This is a genomic window from Variovorax paradoxus (assembly GCF_902712855.1).
Classification (GTDB): domain Bacteria; phylum Pseudomonadota; class Gammaproteobacteria; order Burkholderiales; family Burkholderiaceae_C; genus Variovorax; species Variovorax paradoxus_Q.
Genome location: NZ_LR743507.1, coordinates 4121188 through 4142536 on the forward strand (window position 1 = coordinate 4121188; position 21349 = coordinate 4142536).

The 21349-nt window shown below is 69.7% G+C and carries 19 protein-coding genes; 10 read left to right on the forward strand and 9 right to left on the reverse strand.

What is annotated here, in order from left to right; genetic code table 11:
* Nucleotides 1–95: 95 nt before the first annotated feature.
* On the forward strand, nucleotides 96–599 hold the full coding sequence (locus tag AACL56_RS19175; protein WP_339091400.1) for a murein hydrolase activator EnvC family protein: 504 nt from the start codon (nucleotides 96–98) through the stop codon (nucleotides 597–599).
* A 78-nt stretch (nucleotides 600–677) separates the two neighbouring features.
* Here AACL56_RS19175 and AACL56_RS19180 read toward each other — a convergent pair whose 3' ends face one another.
* The 3 genes from AACL56_RS19180 to AACL56_RS19190 all read right to left on the reverse strand — a co-directional run bounded on the left by AACL56_RS19180 (nucleotide 678) and on the right by AACL56_RS19190 (nucleotide 4684).
* The gene (locus AACL56_RS19180) at nucleotides 678–2594 is read right to left on the reverse strand and encodes a hypothetical protein (protein WP_339091401.1); all 1917 of its coding nucleotides are present in this window, start codon (nucleotides 2592–2594) and stop codon (nucleotides 678–680) included.
* A gap of 130 nt (nucleotides 2595–2724) precedes the next feature.
* On the reverse strand, nucleotides 2725–4356 hold the full coding sequence (locus tag AACL56_RS19185; RefSeq protein ID WP_339091402.1) for a phospholipase D family protein: 1632 nt from the start codon (nucleotides 4354–4356) through the stop codon (nucleotides 2725–2727).
* Nucleotides 4357–4453: 97 nt separating this feature from the next.
* The gene (locus AACL56_RS19190; RefSeq protein WP_339091403.1) at nucleotides 4454–4684 is read right to left on the reverse strand and encodes a hypothetical protein; all 231 of its coding nucleotides are present in this window, start codon (nucleotides 4682–4684) and stop codon (nucleotides 4454–4456) included.
* Nucleotides 4685–4893: 209 nt separating this feature from the next.
* Between AACL56_RS19190 and alkB the strand changes: the two genes are divergently transcribed.
* Complete coding sequence (gene alkB, locus AACL56_RS19195; protein WP_339092901.1) at nucleotides 4894–5604, forward strand: DNA oxidative demethylase AlkB; 711 nt, start codon at nucleotides 4894–4896, stop codon at nucleotides 5602–5604.
* Between the two features lie 5 nt (nucleotides 5605–5609).
* Nucleotides 5610–7457 (forward strand): ABC transporter ATP-binding protein, encoded by a 1848-nt coding sequence (locus AACL56_RS19200; protein WP_339091404.1) that lies wholly within the window; start codon nucleotides 5610–5612, stop codon nucleotides 7455–7457.
* Nucleotides 7458–7460: 3 nt separating this feature from the next.
* Here AACL56_RS19200 and AACL56_RS19205 read toward each other — a convergent pair whose 3' ends face one another.
* Entirely contained in the window at nucleotides 7461–8552 is a 1092-nt protein-coding gene (locus tag AACL56_RS19205) for a LacI family DNA-binding transcriptional regulator (protein ID WP_339091405.1), read from the reverse strand.
* Between the two features lie 135 nt (nucleotides 8553–8687).
* On the opposite strand from AACL56_RS19205, the gene AACL56_RS19210 reads away from it, so the two are divergent.
* From AACL56_RS19210 to AACL56_RS19230, 5 genes are read left to right on the forward strand one after another with little or no spacing between them, the layout of a single operon-like run.
* Nucleotides 8688–9707, forward strand: a complete 1020-nt coding sequence (locus AACL56_RS19210; RefSeq protein WP_339091406.1) for a TRAP transporter substrate-binding protein — start codon at nucleotides 8688–8690, stop codon at nucleotides 9705–9707.
* Nucleotides 9708–9713: 6 nt separating this feature from the next.
* Complete coding sequence (locus tag AACL56_RS19215) at nucleotides 9714–11609, forward strand: TRAP transporter large permease subunit (protein WP_339091407.1); 1896 nt, start codon at nucleotides 9714–9716, stop codon at nucleotides 11607–11609.
* A 37-nt stretch (nucleotides 11610–11646) separates the two neighbouring features.
* A complete protein-coding gene (locus AACL56_RS19220; RefSeq protein ID WP_042581441.1) occupies nucleotides 11647–12186 on the forward strand; it encodes a VOC family protein in 540 nt (179 codons plus the stop codon).
* A 5-nt stretch (nucleotides 12187–12191) separates the two neighbouring features.
* The gene (locus AACL56_RS19225) at nucleotides 12192–13469 is read left to right on the forward strand and encodes a ribulose-bisphosphate carboxylase large subunit family protein (RefSeq protein ID WP_339091408.1); all 1278 of its coding nucleotides are present in this window, start codon (nucleotides 12192–12194) and stop codon (nucleotides 13467–13469) included.
* A complete protein-coding gene (locus tag AACL56_RS19230; RefSeq protein WP_339091409.1) occupies nucleotides 13466–14800 on the forward strand; it encodes a four-carbon acid sugar kinase family protein in 1335 nt (444 codons plus the stop codon). The genes AACL56_RS19225 and AACL56_RS19230 overlap by 4 nt, the downstream gene beginning before the upstream one ends.
* Nucleotides 14801–14821: 21 nt before the next feature.
* On the opposite strand, the gene AACL56_RS19235 is transcribed toward AACL56_RS19230, so the two are convergent.
* The gene (locus AACL56_RS19235) at nucleotides 14822–15184 is read right to left on the reverse strand and encodes a hypothetical protein (RefSeq protein ID WP_339091411.1); all 363 of its coding nucleotides are present in this window, start codon (nucleotides 15182–15184) and stop codon (nucleotides 14822–14824) included.
* A gap of 319 nt (nucleotides 15185–15503) precedes the next feature.
* Nucleotides 15504–16397: a LysR family transcriptional regulator gene (locus AACL56_RS19240; protein WP_339091412.1), complete on the reverse strand. Its 894-nt coding sequence runs from the start codon at nucleotides 16395–16397 to the stop codon at nucleotides 15504–15506.
* A gap of 76 nt (nucleotides 16398–16473) precedes the next feature.
* On the opposite strand from AACL56_RS19240, the gene AACL56_RS19245 reads away from it, so the two are divergent.
* Nucleotides 16474–17697 (forward strand): MFS transporter, encoded by a 1224-nt coding sequence (locus tag AACL56_RS19245; protein ID WP_339091413.1) that lies wholly within the window; start codon nucleotides 16474–16476, stop codon nucleotides 17695–17697.
* Between the two features lie 22 nt (nucleotides 17698–17719).
* On the opposite strand, the gene AACL56_RS19250 is transcribed toward AACL56_RS19245, so the two are convergent.
* Nucleotides 17720–17992, reverse strand: coding sequence for a hypothetical protein (locus AACL56_RS19250; RefSeq protein WP_339091414.1), 273 nt, complete (start codon nucleotides 17990–17992; stop codon nucleotides 17720–17722).
* A gap of 144 nt (nucleotides 17993–18136) precedes the next feature.
* Here AACL56_RS19250 and AACL56_RS19255 point away from each other — a divergent pair, with 144 nt between their 5' ends.
* The gene (locus tag AACL56_RS19255) at nucleotides 18137–18373 is read left to right on the forward strand and encodes a hypothetical protein (protein WP_339091415.1); all 237 of its coding nucleotides are present in this window, start codon (nucleotides 18137–18139) and stop codon (nucleotides 18371–18373) included.
* A gap of 15 nt (nucleotides 18374–18388) precedes the next feature.
* Here AACL56_RS19255 and AACL56_RS19260 read toward each other — a convergent pair whose 3' ends face one another.
* Both AACL56_RS19260 and AACL56_RS19265 read right to left on the reverse strand, forming a co-directional pair.
* Complete coding sequence (locus AACL56_RS19260) at nucleotides 18389–18691, reverse strand: hypothetical protein (protein ID WP_339091416.1); 303 nt, start codon at nucleotides 18689–18691, stop codon at nucleotides 18389–18391.
* Nucleotides 18688–21276 carry an excinuclease ABC subunit UvrA gene (locus AACL56_RS19265; RefSeq protein WP_339092902.1) on the reverse strand — a complete coding sequence of 863 codons (2589 nt, stop codon included), beginning with the start codon at nucleotides 21274–21276 and terminating at the stop codon, nucleotides 18688–18690. Before AACL56_RS19265 ends, AACL56_RS19260 begins: the two co-directional genes overlap by 4 nt.
* Nucleotides 21277–21349: the final 73 nt, after the last annotated feature.

Consider the following 21349-nt stretch of genomic DNA (forward strand, 5'->3'; position numbering starts at 1 on the left):
CGCGGCAGTTTGCTAGCATCGCCCCCGCCGCGTGGCGCGCCCGGCGCGCCAGAACGCAGGAACCCTCCGCAACGAATCCGTTCCCATACAGCGCCATGCAACTCCAGACCATTGTTTCCCGTACCGCCGCCCTGGCGCTGGTCCTCGCAAGCCTCGCGGCCTGCACCACCACCGACCTCACACCGCGCCCCGCGCCCGTGGTCACGCCGCCCGTGCAGAAACCCGCCGCGCTGTTCGTGCGCCCGGCCGCCGGCGCGACGATCGCGCGCTTCGACGGCGTGCGCAACAAGGGCATCGACATCGCCGGCAACCTCGGCGATGCGGTCGTCGCCTCGGCCGACGGCCGCATCGTGTACGTGGGCGGCGAACTGCCGGCCTACGGCAACATGATCATCGTCAAGCACAACGAGACCTACCTCACCGCCTACGCGCACCTGCAGACCATCCTCGTGAAGGAGAACCAGGTCGTGCGCCAGGGCGAGAAGATCGGCGAGATGGGCAAGAGCAACACCGACCGCGTGAAGCTGCGCTTCGAGATCCGCAAGAACGGCACCGCCGTGAATCCCGAGCCCTACCTCAACGGACTGCTGCAACAGTAGGCCCGCGGCGCCTCGCGCGCTGCCCGAGGCTCATCCGAGGCCCCATGAAAAAAAGCCCCTCTCGGGGCTTTTCTGCTTTCAGGGAGGGAGGATGCGGCTGTCGCGCAGGACCACGTCGCGCCATGTCGCGTCCCTTGTGCTGACATACATGTTGCGGAACACCGGGGTGCTGCCCACCGAGAGGTTGAAGGTCTTCGACGCGGTGCCGCCGCTCGACGGCGCCACGTCGGCCTGCTCCTGTGCGTTGTCGGAAAGGCTGGCGAACAGGTTCAGGAAGAACTCGGCGGCAAAGCCTGGGTTCAGGCCCGTGGCGCTCACCGTGAAGTCGCTGCCGCCGTTGTACGACGCGAAGGCCGGCGTGGTCGTGAACGACGGGTAGGCGGCGGCTGCGGCTTCCGCCAGCGTCATCGGGCGGGCGTTGAAGCTCTGGCGGTACACGATGTCCGTCGTGCTGTTCGTGATCTGCGCGACCTGCCCGCCGCTGGTGTAGGCCGTGAAGACGTACTCCGGCGTGGCGGGGATCGCCGCGATCGCGCTGTCGGTCAAGCCCGCCGTCGGCAGGTTGGCGCAATTCGAGGTGAGCCGGTACAGGTTGCTGCCGTCGCCGTTCTCGATGGGCCAGTAGTCGCCGGCCAGCGCGGGGCGCACGTGGCGCAGCCCGTTCGGCGGCAACCCCGGGCCCGTGACCACGACCGACACGGCCGCGTTGCTGTTGTTGGGATTCGAATCCCGGATGGAGAACTGCAGCGCCGTGGTCACGCAGCCCGTGACGGCGTCCTTGCTGACCTGCACGTGCGGATTGATGTCCAGGACGCGGCCGTCGCCGCGGAAACGCCAGACGCCGTCGTTGCCCTTGACCACCTGCATGCCCTTGTTGTTGCTGAAGGCCACGCCGTTCTTGTCGCGGTGCGTGAACTCCACGTAGGCGCGGGGCCCGGGGTTGTTGACCGGGTCGATGGTGTAGTTGATGCGGTTGATCACCACCTCGGTGAAGCTCGCGCCGACCATGCTCGTATCGGCGGCCTCTTCGTTGGCGAACTCGGCGGCGCTGAGGTCCGACAACCGGAAGTTGTAGGGGCTGTTGCTGCTGGTCGCGAGCAGCGGCGTCAGCTCGCCGGCCGTGGGCAGCCCGGTGGCGAACTTGGCGACGTAGTCGGTCAGCGCCTTGCGGATCAACGTGATGTCGTCCGCCGCGGTTTCCATGCCGGCTCCGCTCATCGGCGTGGTGCCGGCGTCCTGTGCGGCCTTCACCGCCAGGTCGTCGGTGATCTGCTGCTGCGTGACGATGTTGGTGATGGTGGCCACGTTGGTGGCCGGGTCGACGCTCACGCGCAGCACGTCGAGCGCCTTGTCCAGCGCGCTCGACAGCGGCGTGAACGCGGTGCGCAGCAGGTCGATGCTCGAGTCCACGCCCAGCGCCTGCAGCACCGGCAGCAGCTTGGCTTTCAGTGCGTCGGACTCGGCCTTGAGCTCGTCCGGCGTGAGCGAGGCGAACTCGCCGCCCTCGAAATACTGCGCGGCCAGCCGGCCGGCGATGTTGGCCACCACCAGATCGGTCAGCGGCGTGATGTTGATGGTGCCGTTGGCGTCCGCCGCGGTGGCGGCCGAGTGGATCACCGTGCGCACGCCGCCCACCGTGCCTTCGGCGCGGAAGACGAAGGGCGCGGTCATGCCGGTCACGTCGATCTTGTAGTTGCCGTCGACCAGCGGTTCGGTCTTGGTCGCGCCCTTGGCGTCCTTGACGGTGACGGTACCCGACAGCGGCAAACCGGAGGCCGCGGTGCCCGAAAACGTAACAGCGGTGGCGGCCGGCGGATCGCTGGCCGGCGGCACGGTGGTACCGCCGCCGGAGGTGGGAAACCCGACGAATCCACTGCCGCCGCCACCTCCGCCGCCCCCGCAGGCCGCGAGGGAAACAAGGAGCGCCACCGCGCATGCGGAACGCGTCGTCCTGAAGAACTGGCCCGATGCCGGGGTTGCGTAGTCTGTTTTCATGAGGCTTCTGAGGGGGTTAGGGCAAACAAAAGAATCAACTCGTAACACGAGTGATGCGATTCTTGTGTGCCCCCCTCCCCCTCGCCATCCTCTGTTTTGTGGATGCGGCCCGGCGGCGCTTGTGCCTCGGCTAGAGCAGGCTCTCGGCCACCAGCGGTGCCAGCAGATCCAGCCGCCAGCGGGCCCAGAAGTCCGTCTCGGGCTCCTGGTGCAGGATGGTGTCGGCAGCGTCACCCGAGGCCGGACTGACCCATTCGATGGCCCCGGTCGGCCCGAGCTGCAGCTGGTAGGCGCCGTCCAGCCGGATGAAACCGATCAGGCTGGTGAGCTGCTGTGCGATCTGCGGGCTGAAGATGAAGATGCCGATCTCGGTGTTGTGCAGCATCGAGCGCGGATCGAAGTTCATCGAGCCGATGAACACCGTGTGGCGGTCGATCACCGCCGACTTGCCGTGCAGCCGGCCCGCCGCCGAGCCGTACATGCCGAAGCGCTTCGTCTGCTCCACCCGCTTCGGGCTCAGTTCGTACAGCTCGACGCCCAGGCGCAGCATCTGGGCGCGGTAGCGGCGGTAGCCGATGTGCACCAGCGATTCGTCAGTGGCCGCGAGCGAGTTGGTGACGATGCTGTAGGCCACGCCGTTGCCGCGCACGATCTGGATGGTTTCCATGCCGCCGCGCCCCGGGATCAGGTAGGGCGTGGTCTGCATGACCTCGTTCTGCGCGCCGCGCAGGTAGCGGCGCACGTTGTAGAGCACGCTGTCGCGCGACTCGTCGGCGGGCAGGCCGCGCGCTTCCTCGGGCCCCAGCGCCTTGGCCGGCGCGTCGGCATAGGCCTCGGCGCGGGCCCACACCAGCTTCAGCGCGCCGGCGTCGAGGTCCTTGGCCAGCGGGTTGTTGCCCAGAAGGTCGGTCGACTCGGGCTCCTCGGGGTGCAACTGGGCGGGCCCGGTGGTGAGCCGGTCGAAGCGCTCGCGCAGTTGCTGCGGGCTCTCGCCGGTGGCGGGCACCAGCGACTCGATGGGGTACACGTACGGACTGTTCCAGTACATGTCGAACAGCGACGACAGCCGGGGCACCACGGCGCCGGCCACCAGCGTGTCGATGTCGATGAAGTTCGAGCCGCCGTCCCGCAGGAAGTACTCGTTGGCCATGTTGCGCCCGCCCATCACGCCCACGCTGTTGTCCACCACGTAGAGCTTGTTGTGCATGCGGCGGTGCACGCGGTCGAAATCGAGGATCGACCACGCCCAGCGCGTGCCGAAGCGGTCCCGCCCGGCCGGGAACGGGTTGAACAGGCGCACTTCCACGTTCGGGTGCGAGGCGAAGCTGGTGAACAGCGGGTCGGCGCCGGCGGTGTAGAGGTCGTCCACCAGCAGCCGCACGCGCACGCCGCGGTCCGCCGCGTCGCGCAAGGCACGCAGCAGGTAGCGGCCGGTCTCGTCGTTCTGCACGAGGTAGTACTGCACGTCGATGGAGCGTTGCGCACGGCGCGCGAGCTCGATGCGCGCGTGCAGCGAGAACTGCGGCATCGGCAGCAGGCGGAACCCGCTGAGCGGCTCGCCGGGCGGTGCGGTGGCCTTCACGAGGCGGCCGAGCGTGGTGTCGGCGCCGTCCGCGATGGCGGTCGAAGGCTTGCGATGCACCTGGTCCTCGCCGGGCAGGCTGGCGCAGCCGGCAAGGAAGAACGCCGCGAACGCCAGCAGCAGCCACGCCAGCCACCGGATGTGCGGGATGTCTGCGTTCCTGCACGGAGGATTCGGCATGTCGGCGGCGCGTGGGTTGGAGCGTGGGTCGGAAAGGCTCGCGGTTTCTACCACGCCCTCGCCGGTTCTGCTGCGCCGCCGCAAACGGTTCGTCGGTTCAGTGCCCGCGCGCCGGCCCCCATTGCCGCACGAAATGGTCGGCGCGCAGCGTGGCGCGTTCCACGGCCGCGTCCCAGGAAAGTTGCTGCGTGATCACGAGCGCGCAGCGCGGAATCCCGCGCAGGCTCAGTTCGCAGATACCGGCGTAGGTGCCGCTCGGCGTGCGCATGAGCTCGAACCAACCCGTCCAGCCATCTGGAACGCTGAGATCGAGCCGGGTGCTGTCCATGATGAATACACCATAACCCTTCAGTTACGCAGTGCCAAGAATTTAAACCCTAAGCACTACTTAAAGCCAAGGCGCAGAGGCTAGCGATGGCCTTGCACGACGGCATCACCTGAATATGGGATGCGGCGTGTCGGCCGACGCGTAGGTCGGTGCAGGCGCGCGGCGGGGGGCGCGAGTTTTCAGCAAAGATCGGGGGAATGAAAACGACCATGAAGAACACGGCGGCCGCGACGGACTCCGGACGGGCGCACACCGGCGGGTCTTCCAGCCTCTCCTTGTTCGACGACCTGCCCCGCGAAGCCCGCGAGCCGCTCGGCCCCGGTGCGTTCGTGCTCCCCGGCTTCGCGCTGCCCTTCGTGAACGAGCTGCTGCCGGCGATCGACGCGGTGGCCGGGCGCGCGCCCTTTCGCCATCTCGTCACGCCGGGCGGCTTCACCATGTCCGTGGCGCTCACCAACTGCGGCGCGCTGGGCTGGACCAGCGACCGGCGCGGCTACCGCTACAGCGCCACCGACCCCGACACCGGCCTGCCATGGCCGCCCATGCCCGCATCGTTCGCACGCCTGGCGCGCGAGGCGGCTGGGGCGGCGGGCTTCGAAAACTTCGCGCCCGACGCCTGCCTGGTCAACCGCTACGCACCCGGCGCGCGGCTGTCGCTGCACCAGGACAAGGACGAGCGCGACCACGGCGCGCCCATCGTCTCGGTCTCGCTCGGCATGCCGGCGGTGTTCCTGTTCGGCGGGCTGGCACGGGGCGACAAGGCCGCGCGCGTGCCGCTGGCGCACGGCGACGTGGTGGTCTGGGGCGGCGAAGACCGGCTGCGCTACCACGGCGTGCTGCCGCTGAAGGAGGCACCCCACCCGCTTCTTTCGCAGCTCGGCCCCATCCGCATCAACCTCACATTCCGGAAAGCGGCCTGACCCGCATGCAGACGCCCGACAAGCAACTCGACCCCGGCAACGCCATCCGCCAGCTCTACGTGGCGCTCTGGCACTTCGCCGAAGGCGCGCGCGGCCAGCTGCTGGGCGCCACCGCCCTGCTGGCTTCGTCACAGCTCATCCGCCTCACGCTGCCCTACCTCGCCGGCCAGGCCATCAACTCGCTGCAGCGCGGCGAGCTCGGCGGCGCCGGCCGCTGGATCGCGACACTGGCCGGCGTGTCGATGGGCGCCTGGGTGCTGCACGGGCCGGGGCGCATCCTGGAGCGCAACGTCGGCATGAAGGTGCGCGAGCGGCTGGCGGACGAGCTCTATGCGCGCATCGCCTCCGCGCCGCTGGCCTGGCACGACGGCCACCACTCGGGCGAACTGCAGCACCGCGTGCACCAGGCCAGCCGCGCGCTGTCGGACTTCGCGCAGAACCAGTTCATCTGGCTCACCAACGCCGTCAACTTCGTCGGTCCGCTGGTGGCGCTGGCCCTGCTGTCGCGCACCAGCGGCGTGACGGCGCTGGCAGGCTACGTGCTGATCGGGCTGGTCATCGTGCGCATCGACCGCGCGCTGATGACGCTCGCGCGCGCCGAGAACGACGCCGACCGCCGCTACGTGGCCACGCTGCTCGACTTCCTGGGCAATGCCTCGACGGTGATCGGCCTGCGCCTGCAGGGCGCGTCGCGGCTGCTGCTGCGCCGGCGCATGGCGGCCATTTCGCTGCCACTGAAACGCACCGTGGTGCTGAACGAAGGCAAGTGGTTCTCGGTCGACCTGATGGGGCTGGCGCTGACCTGGGGGCTGGTGGTGGTCTACGTGTGGCAGTCGCGGCTGCCGGGGCAGGCTGTGATGCTGGGCGCGGTGTTCATGATCTACCAGTACGCGCAGCAGGCGGCGGGCGTGGTCAGTTCGGTGGCCGCCAACTTCAGCTTCTTCGCGCGCATGCACACCGACTACAGCAGCGCCGAGCCGATCTGGCACGCGCCCTCGGGCGATGTGCTCGCCACGCCGCCCGAGCAGATGCCCGAGCGCGATCGCATCATGGCCGACGCGCCCTGGCGGCAGCTCGATATCCAGTCGCTGCAGTGGCGCTACGCCATGCGCGACACGGCGCCCGGCGCGAATCCCGTCGACGGCGCGTCTGCCTCCAGCCCGACCGAACCCGCGCGCAACGGCCTGCACGACGTGGCCCTCACGCTGCGCCGCGGCCAGCGCGTGGCGCTGGTGGGCCCGAGCGGCGGCGGCAAGAGCACGCTGCTGCGCGTGCTGGCCGGGCTGTATCCGCCGCACAGCGGCACGCTGATGTTCGACGGGCAACCCATCGACTGGCCGCAGCTGCGCCGCGTGGCCACGCTGATCCCGCAGGAGACCGAGCTCTTCGAGGCCAGCATCCGCGAGAACCTGGCCTTCGGCCAGCCGCGCGACGACGCGATGCTGCTCGCCGCGCTGCACACCAGCACCTTCGACGAGGTGCTGAAAGCCAGCAACGGCAACCTCGACACCGCCGTGTCGGAGCGCGGCTTCAACCTGTCGGGCGGCCAGCGCCAGCGGCTGTGCCTGGCGCGCGGCGTGCTCGCGGCCCAGGGCAGCTCGCTGCTGCTGCTCGACGAGCCCACCAGCGCGCTCGACGCCGGCACCGAGGCGCGCGTGCTCGAGCGCATCGCGGGCGCCTTTCCCGACGCCTGCGTGATCGCATCGATCCACAGGCTGAGCCTGCTCGATCGCTTCGACACCGTGGTGCTGATGGAGGCCGGCCGCGTGCTCGACCACGGTCCGCGCGACGCGGTGCTGGCGCGCCAGCCGCTGCTGCAGCGCATGGCCGCGCCGGCCGGCCCGCACGCCTGAAGGCTACGGAAGGTTCTCGCGGAAGATCACCTGGCTGCGCGTGGTTTCCACGCCGACCAGCGCCTCGCGCTTGTCGCGCAGGTTGGTGAAGATGCGCACGCAGCTCATCAGCGTGGTGTGCGGGCTCTGCGTGATCACCGCGTCCATGCTGCCGTCGATGAGCAGCGCGCGGGTGTCGGGCGTGAGCCCGTGGCCGATGAAGACCACCTTCTGCTCGCGCCCCGCTTCCTTCAGCGCGCGCGCCACGCCGTCGGACGCGCCGCCGATGTTGTAGATGCCGCCCATGTCGGGATGCTGCTCCAGCAGCGCGCGCGTCTGGCGGTAGTTCTTGTCCGCGTCGTCCTGCCCTTCGCGCAGGCCCACCACTTCCAGCCGCGGGAACATCTCGTCGATGACGTGAAGGAACCCGGCCTCGCGTTCCTCGTGCGCCTTGTAGCTCAGGCTGCCCGCGATGAGCGCGACCTTGGCCGTGCGCGCACCGATGAAGCGTCCGATGAGGTAGCCCGCCGTGCGCCCGGCCGCGCGGTTGTCCAGCCCCACGAAGGCCGCGCGCTCCGAGTTCGACAGGTCGGAAATGAGCGTGACCACCGGCAGGCCGCGCGCCGCCAGCGCGGCCACCGCCTCGCGCACCGCGGGGTGCTCCAGCGCCATCATCGCGATGCCGTCGCAGCGCTGCCCGTGGCGGCGCAAGGCGTCGGCCAGTTCGTGCGGGTTGAAGCTCTCGATGAACACCGTGCGGCACTGCACGTTGAACGGCGCCCAGTGCTCCTGCGAATAGCCCACCATGTCGCCCAGCATGCGGATGAAACGGTTGGTGCCGGCCGGCAGCAGGAACACCAGCCGCAGCGGCGGCGGCGTGAGCGCCGCGTACAGCTCGGGGCCCGGCAGGTAGTCGAGCTCGCCGGCCGCCTTGAGCACGCGCTGCACCGTGGCGTCGCGCACGCCGGGGCGGCGGTTGAGCACGCGGTCGACCGTGGCCGTCGAGACCTGCGCGGCGCGCGCGATGTCGACCACGCGGGCGCGCCGCGCATCAGGCAGCGAGGCCGCTGCAGGCGCGGGCGCAGGTACGGAAGCGAATGAAGGGTTTTCCCGCATACATCAAAAACCATCAGCCAGAAGTTTGACCCGGATCATGCAGGCTTTTATCTTCGCTGTGGCTTGATTTCAATGGTGCATCAGATTGCATCAACCGCACTCACCGCTTCAGAAGATCACGGAGACAAGACACACATGACCTCGCTGACCCGCCGCAGTGCCCTGCGCACGCTTTCCGCCCTCCCCGCCGCCGGCATCGTGTCGGCCGTGCCGCGCCTCGCGCGCGCCGCCGAGTTCTCGTACAAGTACGGAAACAACCTGCCGCTGACGCACCCGCTGAACATCCGCGCGCAGGAGGCGGCCGACCGCATCGCCAAGGAAACCAAGGGCCGGGTCGAGATCAAGATCTTCCCGAACAACCAGCTCGGCGGCGACACCGACATGCTCGCGCAGGTGCGCTCGGGCGGCATCGAGTTCTTCACGCCTTCGGCGCTGGTCATCGCCACGCTGGTGCCGGTGGCCGCCATCAACGCCGTGGGCTTCGCCTTCAGCGACTACAACCAGGTGTGGGCCGCCATGGACGGCAAGCTCGGCGCGCACGTGCGCGGCGCCATCGCCAAGTCGCGCCTCTATGCCTTCGAGAAGATGTGGGACAACGGCTTCCGCCAGACCACCAGCAGCAAGGCCGCGGTCGCGAATGCGAAGGACATGGACGGCCTGAAGATCCGCGTGCCCGTGAGCCCGCTGTCGATCTCGATGTTCAAGGGCCTGGGCGCCGCGCCCGCCAGCCTGCAGTTCAGCGAGGTGTACTCCGCGCTGCAGACGAAGATCGTCGACGCGCAGGAGAACCCGCTGCCCATCATCCAGGTGGCGAAGCTCTTCGAGGTGCAGAAGTTCTGCTCGCTCACCAACCACATCTGGGACGGCTACTGGTTCATCGCCAACGGCCGCGCCTGGGACGCCCTGCCCGACGACCTGAAGACCATCGTGGCGCGCGCCATCAACGACGCCGGCATGCAGCAGCGCGAGGACATCAAGAAGCTCAACGAGTCCGTGGTCGGCGACCTGCAGGCCAAGGGCCTGACCATCAACCGCCCCACCGCCGACAGCTTCCGCGCCAAGCTGCGCGAGTCGGGCTTCTACGGCGAATGGAAGGGCCGCTTCGGCCCCGAGGCCTGGGCGCTGCTCGAAGGCGCGGTCGGCAAGCTGGCCTGATCCGCCATGGCGCATGAATCGACTTTCGAGGCGGCCGCCTTCGCGGGCGCCGGCCCGTCGGCCAACCCGCTGAGCGCACTGGCCACGCGCGCCGACCGGGTGATCGGCGGTGCGGTGGAGGCGGTGGCCGCGCTGCTGGTGCTGGCCGAGATCTGCGTGCTGTTCGCCGGCGTGGTCGCACGCTATGTCTTCCATGCGCCGCTGGTGTGGTCGGACGAGCTCGCGTCCATCCTGTTCCTGTGGCTGTCGATGCTCGGCGCCGTGGTGGCGCTGCGCCGCGGCGAGCACATGCGCATGACGGCGCTGGTGCAGAAGGTGCAGCCGCAGACCCGCGCCATGCTCGACGCCTTCGCCATCGCCGCGTCGGTGGCGTTCCTGGTGCTCATCATCTGGCCGTCGATCGACTACGCGCACGAGGAGTCGTTCATCGTCACGCCCGCACTCGAGGTCAGCAACGCCTGGCGCGCCGCGGCCATTCCGGCGGGCATCGGCATCATGCTGGCGATGGCGCTGCTTCGGCTGCTGCGCGTGTGCACCGGCCGGCAGATCGCCGTCGCCCTCGTCGGCATGGCCGCGCTGGTCGGCGCCTTCTGGCTCGCGGCGCCTGTGTTCGCGACGCTCGGCAAGTTCAACCTGGTGATCTTCTTCGTGGTGATCGTGGCGGCCACGGTGCTGTCGGGCGTGCCCATCGCGTTCTCGTTCGCGCTGGCCACCTTCGGCTACCTGGCGCTCACCACGCGCACGCCGCTGCTGGTCATGGTGGGGCGGCTCGACGAAGGCATGTCGCACCTGATCCTGCTGGCGGTGCCGCTGTTCATCTTCCTGGGTGCGCTCATCGAGATGACCGGCATGGCGCGCGCCATGATCCAGTTCCTGGCCAGCCTGCTGGGCCACGTGCGCGGCGGCCTCTCGTACGTGCTGATCGGCGCGATGTACCTGGTGTCGGGCATCTCGGGCTCCAAGATCGCCGACATGGCGGCCATCGCGCCGGTGCTGTTCCCCGAGATGGTCAAGCGCGGCGCCAAGCCCGGCGACCTGGTGGCGCTGCTGTCGGCCACCGGTGCGCAGACCGAGACCATTCCGCCGTCGATCGTGCTCATCACCATCGGCTCGGTCACCGGCATCTCCATTGCCGCGCTCTTCACGGGCGGGCTGCTGCCGGCCGTGGTGCTGGGCGCGGCGCTGTGCGTGGTCGTGTGGTGGCGCTACCGCCGCGAAGACCTGAGCGGCGTGCAGCGCTACAGCAAGCGCGAGATCGGCAAGCTGCTGATGGTCGCGCTGCCCGCGGTGCTGCTGCCCTTCGTGATCCGCGCGGCCGTGGTCGAGGGCGTGGCCACCGCCACCGAGGTGTCGACCATCGGCATCGTCTACTCGGCCATCGTCGGCCTGGTGGTGTACCGGCAGTTCGACTGGAAGCGGCTCAAGCCGATGCTGGTCGACACCGCGTCGCTGTCGGGCGCCATCATCTTCATCGTGGGCTGCGCCACCGCCATGGCCTGGGGCCTCACGCAGTCGGGCTTCTCGCAGGACCTGGCGCGGGTGATGGGGTCGCTGCCCGGCGGGGCCTATGGCTTCCTGGCGGTGTCGATCGTCGCCTTCATCGTGCTGGGCAGCGTGCTCGAAGGCATTCCGGCCATCGTGCTGTTCGGCCCGCTGCTGTTTCCCATCGCCAAGGCCGCGGGCGTGCACGAGGTGCACTACGCGATGGTGGTCATCTTCGCGATGGGCATCGGCCTGTTCGCGCCGCCGTTCGGCGTGGGCTACTACGGCGCGTGCGCGGTGAGCAAGGTCAACCCCGACGAAGGCATCAAGCACATCTGGGGCTACATCGGCGCGATGCTGGTCGGCCTGGTGATCGTGGCCGCGTTCCCGTGGTTCTCGACCGGGTTCCTGAAATTCTGAACACAACAACACACTCACATCACCGGAGCCAATTGCAATGAGTCGATTCCTCGGCGAGATCCGCCAGCTGGGCTATGTCGTGCACGACATCGAAGCCGCCATGGACTACTGGAGCACCAAGCTCGGCGTGGGCCCCTGGTTCTACAACCCCAAGGTGCCCATCAAAAACTACCGCTACAACGGCGAGGCGCACGAGCCGCACAACTCGGTCGCGCTGGCCAACTCGGGCTACGTGCAGGTCGAGCTCATCCAGACGCGCAACGACGTGCCCTCGATGTACCGCGACTTCCTGCAGGCCGGGCGCACCGGGCTGCAGCACGTCGCCTACTGGACCGCCGACTACGACGCCGACCTCGCGCGCCTCACCGCGCAGGGCTTCAAGCCCGTGATGAGCGGCGAGGTAGGCGAGCGCGGCCGCTTCATCTACTTCGACACCGAGTACCACCCGGGCACCGTCATCGAGCTGTCGGAAGTGGCAGGGCCCAAGGGCAAGATGTTCGACCTGATCCGCAGCGCGTCCGAAGGCTGGGACGGCAGCGAGCCGGTGCGCCCCTTCCCCGACCTGAGCAAGCTGTGAGCACGATGGCGGCTGAACGCACCGAACGCATCCGCGCGCGCTACCTCATCGAGACGCCGCACGACCTGGCCGCGGTGGCCGAAGTGATGGCCGGCGAGCAATCGTGCGGCACCTTCACACGCGTCGAGGGCGAGACCGATGCGCTGCGCGAGCGCGCGCGTGGCACGGTCGAGGCGATCACCGAGCTGGACGCGGCCAGCACGCCCTCGCTGCCCAACGCGCTGCTCGAGCGCAAGGGCGCGAAGGGGCCATGGCGTCGCGCGCATGTCGACATCGCATTTCCGGTGGCCAACATCGGCGCGAACCTGCCCACGCTTGCGGCCACCGTCTCGGGCAACCTCTACGACCTGGGCGAGGTGACCGGACTGCGGCTCGAATCGCTGCAGGTGCCGCCCGCCTACCGCGCCCGGTTCGACATGCCGCGCGTGGGCATCGCCGGCACGCGCCGCGCCACCGGCGTGGCCGGCGGTGCGCTGGTCGGCACCATCATCAAGCCGAACGTCGGGCTCTCCGCCTCGGACACGGCCGAGCTGGTCGGCCGGCTCTGCGCCGCGGGCGTCGACTTCATCAAGGACGACGAGGTGTGCGCCGACCCCGCGCATGCCCCGCTCGCCGAACGCGTGCCGGCCGTGATGGCGGTGGTGCGTGCCCACCAGGAGCGCACCGGCAAGCACGTGATGGTGGCCTTCAACATCACCGACGAGACCGACGCGATGAAGCGGCACGCCGACTTGGTCGAGCGCGAAGGCGGCTCGTGCGTGATGGCCAGCCTGAACTGGTGCGGCCACTCGGGCATCCAGACGCTGCGCCGGCACACCCCGCTGGCGCTGCACGGGCACCGCAACGGCTACGGCGCGCTGTCGCGGCATCCGCTGCTGGGCATCTCCTTCCAGGCCTACCAGACGCTGTGGCGCCTGGCGGGCGTCGACCACATGCACGTGCACGGGCTGCAGGGCAAGTTCTCGCAGCCCGACAGCGAAGTCATCGAGTCGGCACAGGACTGCTACACGCCGCTCACCGATGCGGCCGACGACCGCGTGATGCCGGCGTTCTCGTCGGGCCAGTGGGCCGGCACCGTGCCGGCGACGTGGCAGGCCATCGGCAGCGACGACCTGCTCTTCATGGCCGGCGGCGGCATCCTCGCGCATCCCGATGGCGCAGCCGCGGGCGTGACCAGCATCCGGCAGGCCTGGTCGGCCGCGCGCGCGGGCGTGCCGCTGGCGGACGCCGCCAGGGACCAGCCCGAGCTGGCGCACGCCCTCGCCTTCTTCGGCAAGCCATGAGGCCGTCTCCGGCGGTCGTCTACTACGGCGACGACTTCACCGGCGCCACCGACACGCTGGGCACCGCCGCACGCGCCGGGCTGCGCGCGCTGCTGTTCCTGAAAACGCCGGACGCCGCGCACCTCGAACGCGCGGGCGCACTCGACGTGCTCGGCATCGCGGGCGCCGCACGCGCCATGACACCCGAAGAAATGCAGGCCGAGCTTCGGCCCGTGGCCGCGCTCTTCCGCACGCTCGGTGCGCGCGTGCTGCACTACAAGACTTGCTCGACCTTCGACAGCGCACCACACATCGGCTCCATCGGCGCCGCCGTGCGCGTGCTGCGCTCCGCCGTGCAGCAGCCGTGGACCGCGATCGTCGGCGGGCAGCCCAACATCGGCCGCTACTGCCTCTTCGGCAACCTGTTCGCGGCGGCCGGCAGCGGCGGCGAGGTGTTCCGCATCGATCGCCATCCGACGATGAGCCGCCATCCGGTGACGCCGATGGACGAGGCCGACCTGCGGCTGCATCTGTCGAAGCAAGGGCTCGCGGACGTGTGCTCCGTGCCGTTCACCGCGGCGTCGCGCGGCAGCGATGCCCTCGACACCGCGCTGCGGCAGGCGCTGCATTCGCCGCCGGCCGACGCAGTGCTGTTCGACGTGGCGGATGCATCGCAGCTTGCGGCCATCGGCGACGTGCTGTGGTCGCGCGCGCAGGGCTCGACCCTGCTCGCGGTGGGCCCCAGCAGCGTGGTCGATGCACTGGCGAGCGCGCTGCCCGCCTTGCGCGAGTCGCGCGGCGGTGCACCTGCTGCGCGAACGCGCGTGCCGCCCGCGCAGGGACCGGTGCTGGTGCTCGCCGGCAGCCTGTCGCCGGTCACGGCCCGGCAGGTGGCGGCCGCATCGTCGTTCGACATCGTGTGGCTCGACGCCGCGAAGCTCGCGCAACGCGACGCCGCGGCACTGGCAACGCATGCCGATGCCATCACCGAGGCCCTCGCACGTGGGCACAACGTGCTGGCTTGCACGCGCACGCCGAATGCGGCTTCTTCTTCAAGCGCGCCGCTGGATGCGCAAGCCCTCGCACGCGCCGGCGGCGACCTGCTGGCGAAGGTGCTGGCCGCGACGCCGCTGAAACGCGTCGGCATCGCGGGCGGCGACACCTCGAGCCACGGCGTGCAGGCGCTCGACGCGTGGGGCCTCGGCTACGTCGCCGACATGGGCGCCGGCGCGTCGCTGTGCAGGGTGCACAGCGACAGCGCAGCGCTCGATGGCATGGAGATCATGCTGAAGGGCGGTCAGATGGGCACGGAGGACGTGTTCGAGCGCCTGGTGCATGGCGACCCCGCCTGAACCGGCCCGAATGCCTGTGCGTCAGAGCTTCCCCGTGTCCTTGGGGTTGTGCACGACCTGGATCAGCACATCGGGCGTGTAGGCCCTGGTGCGCGAGATCTCCGCGATTTCGCCGCCCTCCGCACCTGCGAAGACCAGCACGCCCTGCCCCTTGTAGGCAAGGTAGTGGCGCCAGCGGTCGGTGCCCTTGTAGGTCGGCACCCAGGCCTTGCCCGTGTTGCGCACCGTCTCGGCATTCGGCTTGCCCGCGATCCTGACGGCCTCCGCGTAGGTCATGCCGGGGCGAAGCTGCGCGAAGGCGGTGCCGGCTGCCGGCTGGCCGACGACGGGGCGCTCTTCGTCTTCATCGGCCGCGACCAGTGCGCGCCGGGTGGGTTCGTACAAGGGGGCGGACTGGCATGCGGCGAGACAGACGCATGCGAGCATGATGGCGCAGAGGGTGCGGCAATTCATGGTTGGGTTCCTCCTGGTGTTGATGTGGTGCCGATCGGGTGCGGGAAGCGGTCGGGCCTTCTCCCGGTTGTCGGCGCGCGGCCTCATGTGACAAGACGAAGCCGCGGGAGCGGGATTATCAAAGAGCCGGGTCGGTTCTCAAGGAACTTGTGCGCACTCTTCGGCGACAACGCAACCGGCACGATCGAACCGGCGCCTGAAAGCCCCGCCGTCAACATTCGTCAAGAATTCCGGCGCGCGCCGGTTCGCGTCACACCGCCGCACGGCCCCCGACCGCGTGTGCGATGAAATTCCGCACGATGCTCGACGTTTCCCCTCTGCGATAGGCCAGCGTCAGCCGTGTCACCGGCGGCTTCCCCTCGATCGGCCGGTAGACCACGCCGTTCACCTGCAGTTGCGCCATCGACGCGGGCACCACCGACACGCCCAGTTCCGCCGCCACCAGCGTCACCACCGAGCCGATCTGCGGCGCCGACTGCCCCAGCACCGGCTCGAAGCCCGACTTGCGGCATGCCGACACGACCGTGTCGAACAGCGTGGGCCCGACGGCGCGGGGCGTCATCACGAACGCGTCGCCGCGCAGGCGGCGCAGGTCGACCGCCTCCGACGCCGCCGCCGGATGGCGCGCGGGCAGCGCCACCACCATCGGCTCCTCGGACAGCAGCCTGATCTGCAGCCCCTCGCTGCCGGCCGCCCCGGGCCGCAGGAACGCGGCATCGAAGTCGCCGTCGCGCACGCCGGCACCCAGCCGCGTGGTGTTCGACTCCTCCAGCGTGAGGTCGACGGCCGGGTAGGCGCGGCGGAACGAACGGATGGCCGATGGCACCGCCGGATTGAAGATGGCCGAGCCGGTCATGCCGATGCGCAAGGCACCCAGCTCGCCGCGCGCGCCGCGCTGCGCGGCCTGCATCGCCTTCTCGGCCTGCAGCGGGATCGCACGCACGCTTTCCAGGAAGGCCTGGCCTGCGGTGGTCAGTTCGGCGCCGTGCGGCACGCGGCGGAACAACTGGGCACCGATCTCGGCCTCGAGGTCCTTGATCTGCTGGCTCAGCGGCGGCTGGCCGATGCCGATGCGGGCGGCCGCACGCGTGAAGTTGCGTTCTTCTGCAACGGCCATGAAGTATCGGATGTGGCGCAGTTCCATAGGTATCTGTCGAACATATCGAGATTGGCAGTGCCATATATTGGACTGGCAGATCGCCAGAGCGTCAAATCGGCGCATGTCCCTTCCTGATTCGTCGTCCCTCGTTTCCCGCGGCTCCTCCACCTATCGCCGCATCAGCATCGCCCTTTTCCTTGCCGGCTTCGCCACGTTCTCGCTGCTGTACTGCGTGCAGCCGCTGCTGCCAGCCTTCACCCGGGAGTTCGGCGTGAGCCCGGCCGCGAGCTCGCTGGCCCTGTCGCTGAGCACCGGTTTTCTTGCCTTCGCGATCCTGTGCGCGAGCGCGCTGTCCGAAACCCTGGGCCGGCGCGGCCTGATGTTCGCGTCGATGTGCGGCGCGTCGGTGCTCACGGTGGTGGTGGCGATCACGCCCGACTGGCATGCGCTGCTGGCGGCGCGCGCCGTGGAAGGCCTGGTGCTCGGCGGCGTGCCGGCAGTCGCCATGGCCTACCTCGCCGAAGAGATCGAGCCCGGCGGTCTCGGCTTCGCGATGGGCCTCTACGTGGCCGGCACGGCCTTCGGCGGCATGGTGGGACGCGTGGGCATCGGCGTGCTGACCGAGCTCGGCTCATGGCGCCTCGCGATGGCCACGCTCGGCGCGATCGACCTGCTGGCGGCCATCGGCTTCGTGCTGCTGCTGCCGGCGTCGCGCAACTTCGTGCGCCACAAGGGCCTTTCGCCGCGCCGTCACATCGGACACTGGCTGGGGCACCTGCGCCACAGCGGCATGGCTTCCCTGTTCATGATCGGCTTCCTGCTCATGGGCGCGTTCGTCACGGTCTACAACTACGCGGGCTTCCGGCTCATGGCGCCGCCCTACGACCTGAACCAGACGCAGGTGAGCCTGCTCTTCGCGGTGTACATCTTCGGCATCGTCGCCTCGTCGGCGGCGGGCGCGATGGCCGACCGGCTGGGACGCCGCCCGGTGCTGGTGGCAGGCATCGCGGTGGCGGGCTTGGGCGTGCTCACGACACTGCTGCACGCCCTGGCCGGCGTGGCAGCCGGTGTGGTGCTGCTGACCATCGGCTTCTTCATTGCGCACTCGGTCGCCAGCGGCTGGGTCGGGCGCATGGCTGCGCAGGCCAAGGGGCACGCGTCCTCGCTCTACCTGCTCGCGTACTACGCAGGCTCGAGCCTGATGGGCTCGGTGGGCGGCTGGGCCTGGGCGCACGGCGGCTGGCCGGCTGTCGCGGGCTTCACCGGTGCACTGCTGGCCGCTGCGCTGCTGCTCGGCATCAACGTGGAGCGAGGTGCACGCCGACAGGCCGCGGCGCGGGCCTGAGGGCCCTCACGCCCGCCCTTCGTCACGCCTGCCCTTGCCCGTCGCCGGTGCGATCGTGCACCCAGCGGATGGCCTGCTGCTCGGCATGGCGCAGTGCTTCGGCCTCGGTGCCGTACGAGGCGTTGTCGGTGTCGGCGGGCAGCTCGATATCGGGCTGGCCGGCGGACTGCCCGCGGCAGATCACCACGGGCCGGTAGGTCCGGTCGTCGAGTCGCTCCGCGCGGCACAGGAAGAGCCTGCCGCGGTAGCTGAAGGTGACGAGGCGCTCGTCGAAGGCGGGGGTCGTGGCGTCCATGGCGTGGTCCTTGAATTTCCGGAAGATAGAGGTTCGATTTCAATCTGCGACCCGAAACCGGCGGCCCGTGTGAGACCCGGCCCACGCCCGGCGTCGGCAAGCAGGCAACCTGCCCGGCGCGCATGCCGCGCTAATGTGGGCCGCATGCAAGACCTGCTCTCACTCATCCAATGGCCGGCGTTCGCCGCCTCACTGGCGGCCGCATGGCTCGTCGCATCGACCGACAAGCACCGCCGCAACATCGGCTTCTGGATCTTTTTGCTGAGCAACGTGCTATGGGTGGCGTGGGGCCTGCACACGAGCGCCTGGGCGCTGACCGCGTTGCAGGTGTGCCTGGCAGCCCTGAACATCCGCGGCCTGTTCAAGACCGAGAAAAGCTGAGCGCCTGCGAAGCGCTCAACCCGGCCGAGCTTCGTCGGCGCGCGGCGTCCCGCCACCGGCCGCGTCGGGCTTGCCCTGCTGGTCCAGCGCATAGCGCAGCGCCGCCTGCAGCGCAGGCCAGCCGGCGAAGGCCAGTGCGTGGTTGAACGAATCCCAGCGTGCACCCAGCGCTTTCATGCGCTGCGACAGCACCGGGTCGCAACCCACCAGCGCGGGCCGTGCATGGCCGTGCCGCGGCACGGCCTCCACCAGCGTGCAACCCAGGCGCTCGGCAAGCTGCGCGGAGGCTTCATTGCCCTGGCGTGGTCGACGGATCATTTCCTGTGCTCCTTTCTTGCATTGCCGGGTCGCGGCGTGCCGCGCCCGTCGTTCATCCATTGCCGCAGGTAGGGCGCCGTGCGGCTGACCGCATCGGGCACCTTCGCCACCTGAGCGGGCGTGCCGGTGGCGACGATGCGGCCGCCCTCGCCGCCCGCGCCCGGCCCCATGTCGATCACCCAGTCGCAGGCCGCCACCCAGCGCATGTCGTGCTCCACCACGATGACCGTGTTGCCTGCATCGACCAGCCCGTCGAGCTGCGCCATCAGCCGGTCCATGTCGGCCGGATGCAGGCCGGTGGTGGGCTCGTCGAGCACGTAGAGCGTGTCGCCGCGCTGCGCGCGCTGCAGCTCTGTCGCGAGCTTGATGCGCTGCGCCTCGCCGCCCGACAGTTCGGTGGCCGGCTGGCCCAGCCGCAGGTAGCCGAGCCCGATGGCGCGCAGCAGCGCCAGCGGCCGCTCGACGACCGCATCGCCTTCGAAGAACGCATGCGCTTCGTCGACGGTGAGGCCGAGCACGTCGGCGATGGTCTTGCCGCGCAGCGTCACCTTCAGCGTCTGCGGATTGAAGCGCGAGCCGTGGCAGGTGGGACACGGCGCGTAGACGCTCGGCATGAACAGCAGCTCCACGCTCACGAAACCCTCGCCCTCGCAGGCCGGGCAGCGCCCCTTGGCCACGTTGAAGGAAAAACGGCCCGCGTCGTAGCGGTGCCTGCGCGCGGCCGGCGTGCCGGCGAACAGCTTGCGCACGTCGTCGAACAGGCCGGTGTAGGTCGCGAGGTTCGACCTCGGCGTGCGGCCGATGGGCTTCTGATCGACGCGCACCAGCCGGCGGATGCGCTCGGCGCCCTGCACGATGCGCCCTGCGGTGCGCTCCGAAACAGCAGGCGCGGCGCCGGCTTCCTCCTCGGCCTCGGGCGGCTCATCCCCCAGGTGCGCCGACACCAGCTCGACCAGGGCCTGCGTCACCAGGCTCGACTTGCCGGAGCCCGACACGCCGGTCACCGCTGTGAGCACGCCGAGCGGAAACTCCGCGGCCAGCCGGTCGAGGTTGTTGCGCGAGATGCCCGCCAGCCTGAGCCAGCCCGACGGCGTGCGCGGTGCGCCGCTGCGCGGCTTCGGTTCTGCGAACAGGTACTTTGCCGTGTGCGAGCCCGCCACGCCGCGCAAGCCGTCGGGCGGCCCGCTGTAGAGCACCACGCCGCCCTTCTCGCCGGCATCCGGACCCACGTCGACCAGCCAGTCGGCATGGCGCATCAGCGACAGGTCGTGCTCGACCACGAACAGCGAATTGCCCGCGCCCTTGAGCATGTCGAGCGCCACCACCAGCGCCTCGCCATCGGCCGGGTGCAGGCCTGCCGATGGCTCGTCGAGCACGTACACCACGCCGAACAGGTTCGAGCGGATCTGCGTGGCGAGCCGCAGCCGCTGCAGCTCGCCCGGCGACAACGTGGGCGTGCGCCGGTCGAGCGACAGGTAGCCCAGGCCCAGGCCGAGCAGGATGCCCAGACGCTCCACGATGTCGTGTGCCAGCCGCTGCGCGGCGATGCGTTTTTCTTCCGATTGGCGAGGCAGGCGGCCCGCCGCGATCGGCTTCAGCACGCGCACCAGTTCGCCCAGCGGCATGTGCGCGATCTCGCCGATGTCGAGCCCGGCCACGCGCACCGACAGCGATTCCTTCCTGAGCCGCTTGCCCTTGCACGAGGGGCACAGCGCGCCGGTCATGAATCGCGAGACGCGGTTCTTCATGAGCGCGCTCTGCGTGGTCGCGAAGGTGTGCAGCACGTACCTGCGCGCGCCCGTGAAGGTGCCCTGGTAGCTCGGCGCCATCTTGCTGCGCAGCGCGGCGCGCGTCTCGGCGGGCGTGAAGCCGGCGTACACCGGCACCGTCGGCTGCTCGTCCGTGAACAGGATCCAGTCGCGCGCCTTCTTCGGCAGGTCGCGCCAGGGCTTGTCGACGTCGTAGCCCAGCGTCACGAGAATGTCGCGCAGGTTCTGCCCGTGCCAGGCCGGCGGCCATGCGGCAATGGCGCGCTCGCGGATGCTCAGCGAGTCGTCGGGCACCATCGACCGCTCGGTGACCTCGAACACGCGGCCGATGCCGTGGCACACCGGGCAGGCGCCCTGCGGCGTGTTGGGCGAGAAGTCCTCGGCGTGCAGCATGGGCTGGCGCGCCGGATAGTCGCCAGCGCGCGAATACAGCATGCGCAGCAGGTTCGACAGCGTGGTCACGCTGCCCACCGACGAGCGCGCGCCCGGCGTGCCGCGCTGCTGCTGGAGCGCCACCGCGGGCGGCAGGCCGTCGATGCTGTCGACCGCCGGGACGCCGACCTGGTCGATGAGCCGGCGCGCATAAGGCGCCACCGACTCGAGGTAACGCCGCTGCGCCTCGGCATACAACGTGCCGAATGCGAGCGACGACTTGCCCGAGCCCGAGATGCCGGTGAACACCACCAGCGCATCGCGCGGGATGTCGACGTTCACCTGCTTGAGGTTATGCTCGCGCGCGCCGCGCACGCGCACGAAACGCCCCGACGCGTCGTCGCGCGAACTGTTGTTGCTGTGATCGGAGTCGCCTGCATCCATGGTGACAACGACGTTAGCCAGCGGCATTGCCGCGCCCGGTCAGTACGCGGCACCGCGCGCTGTAGGAGAAGCG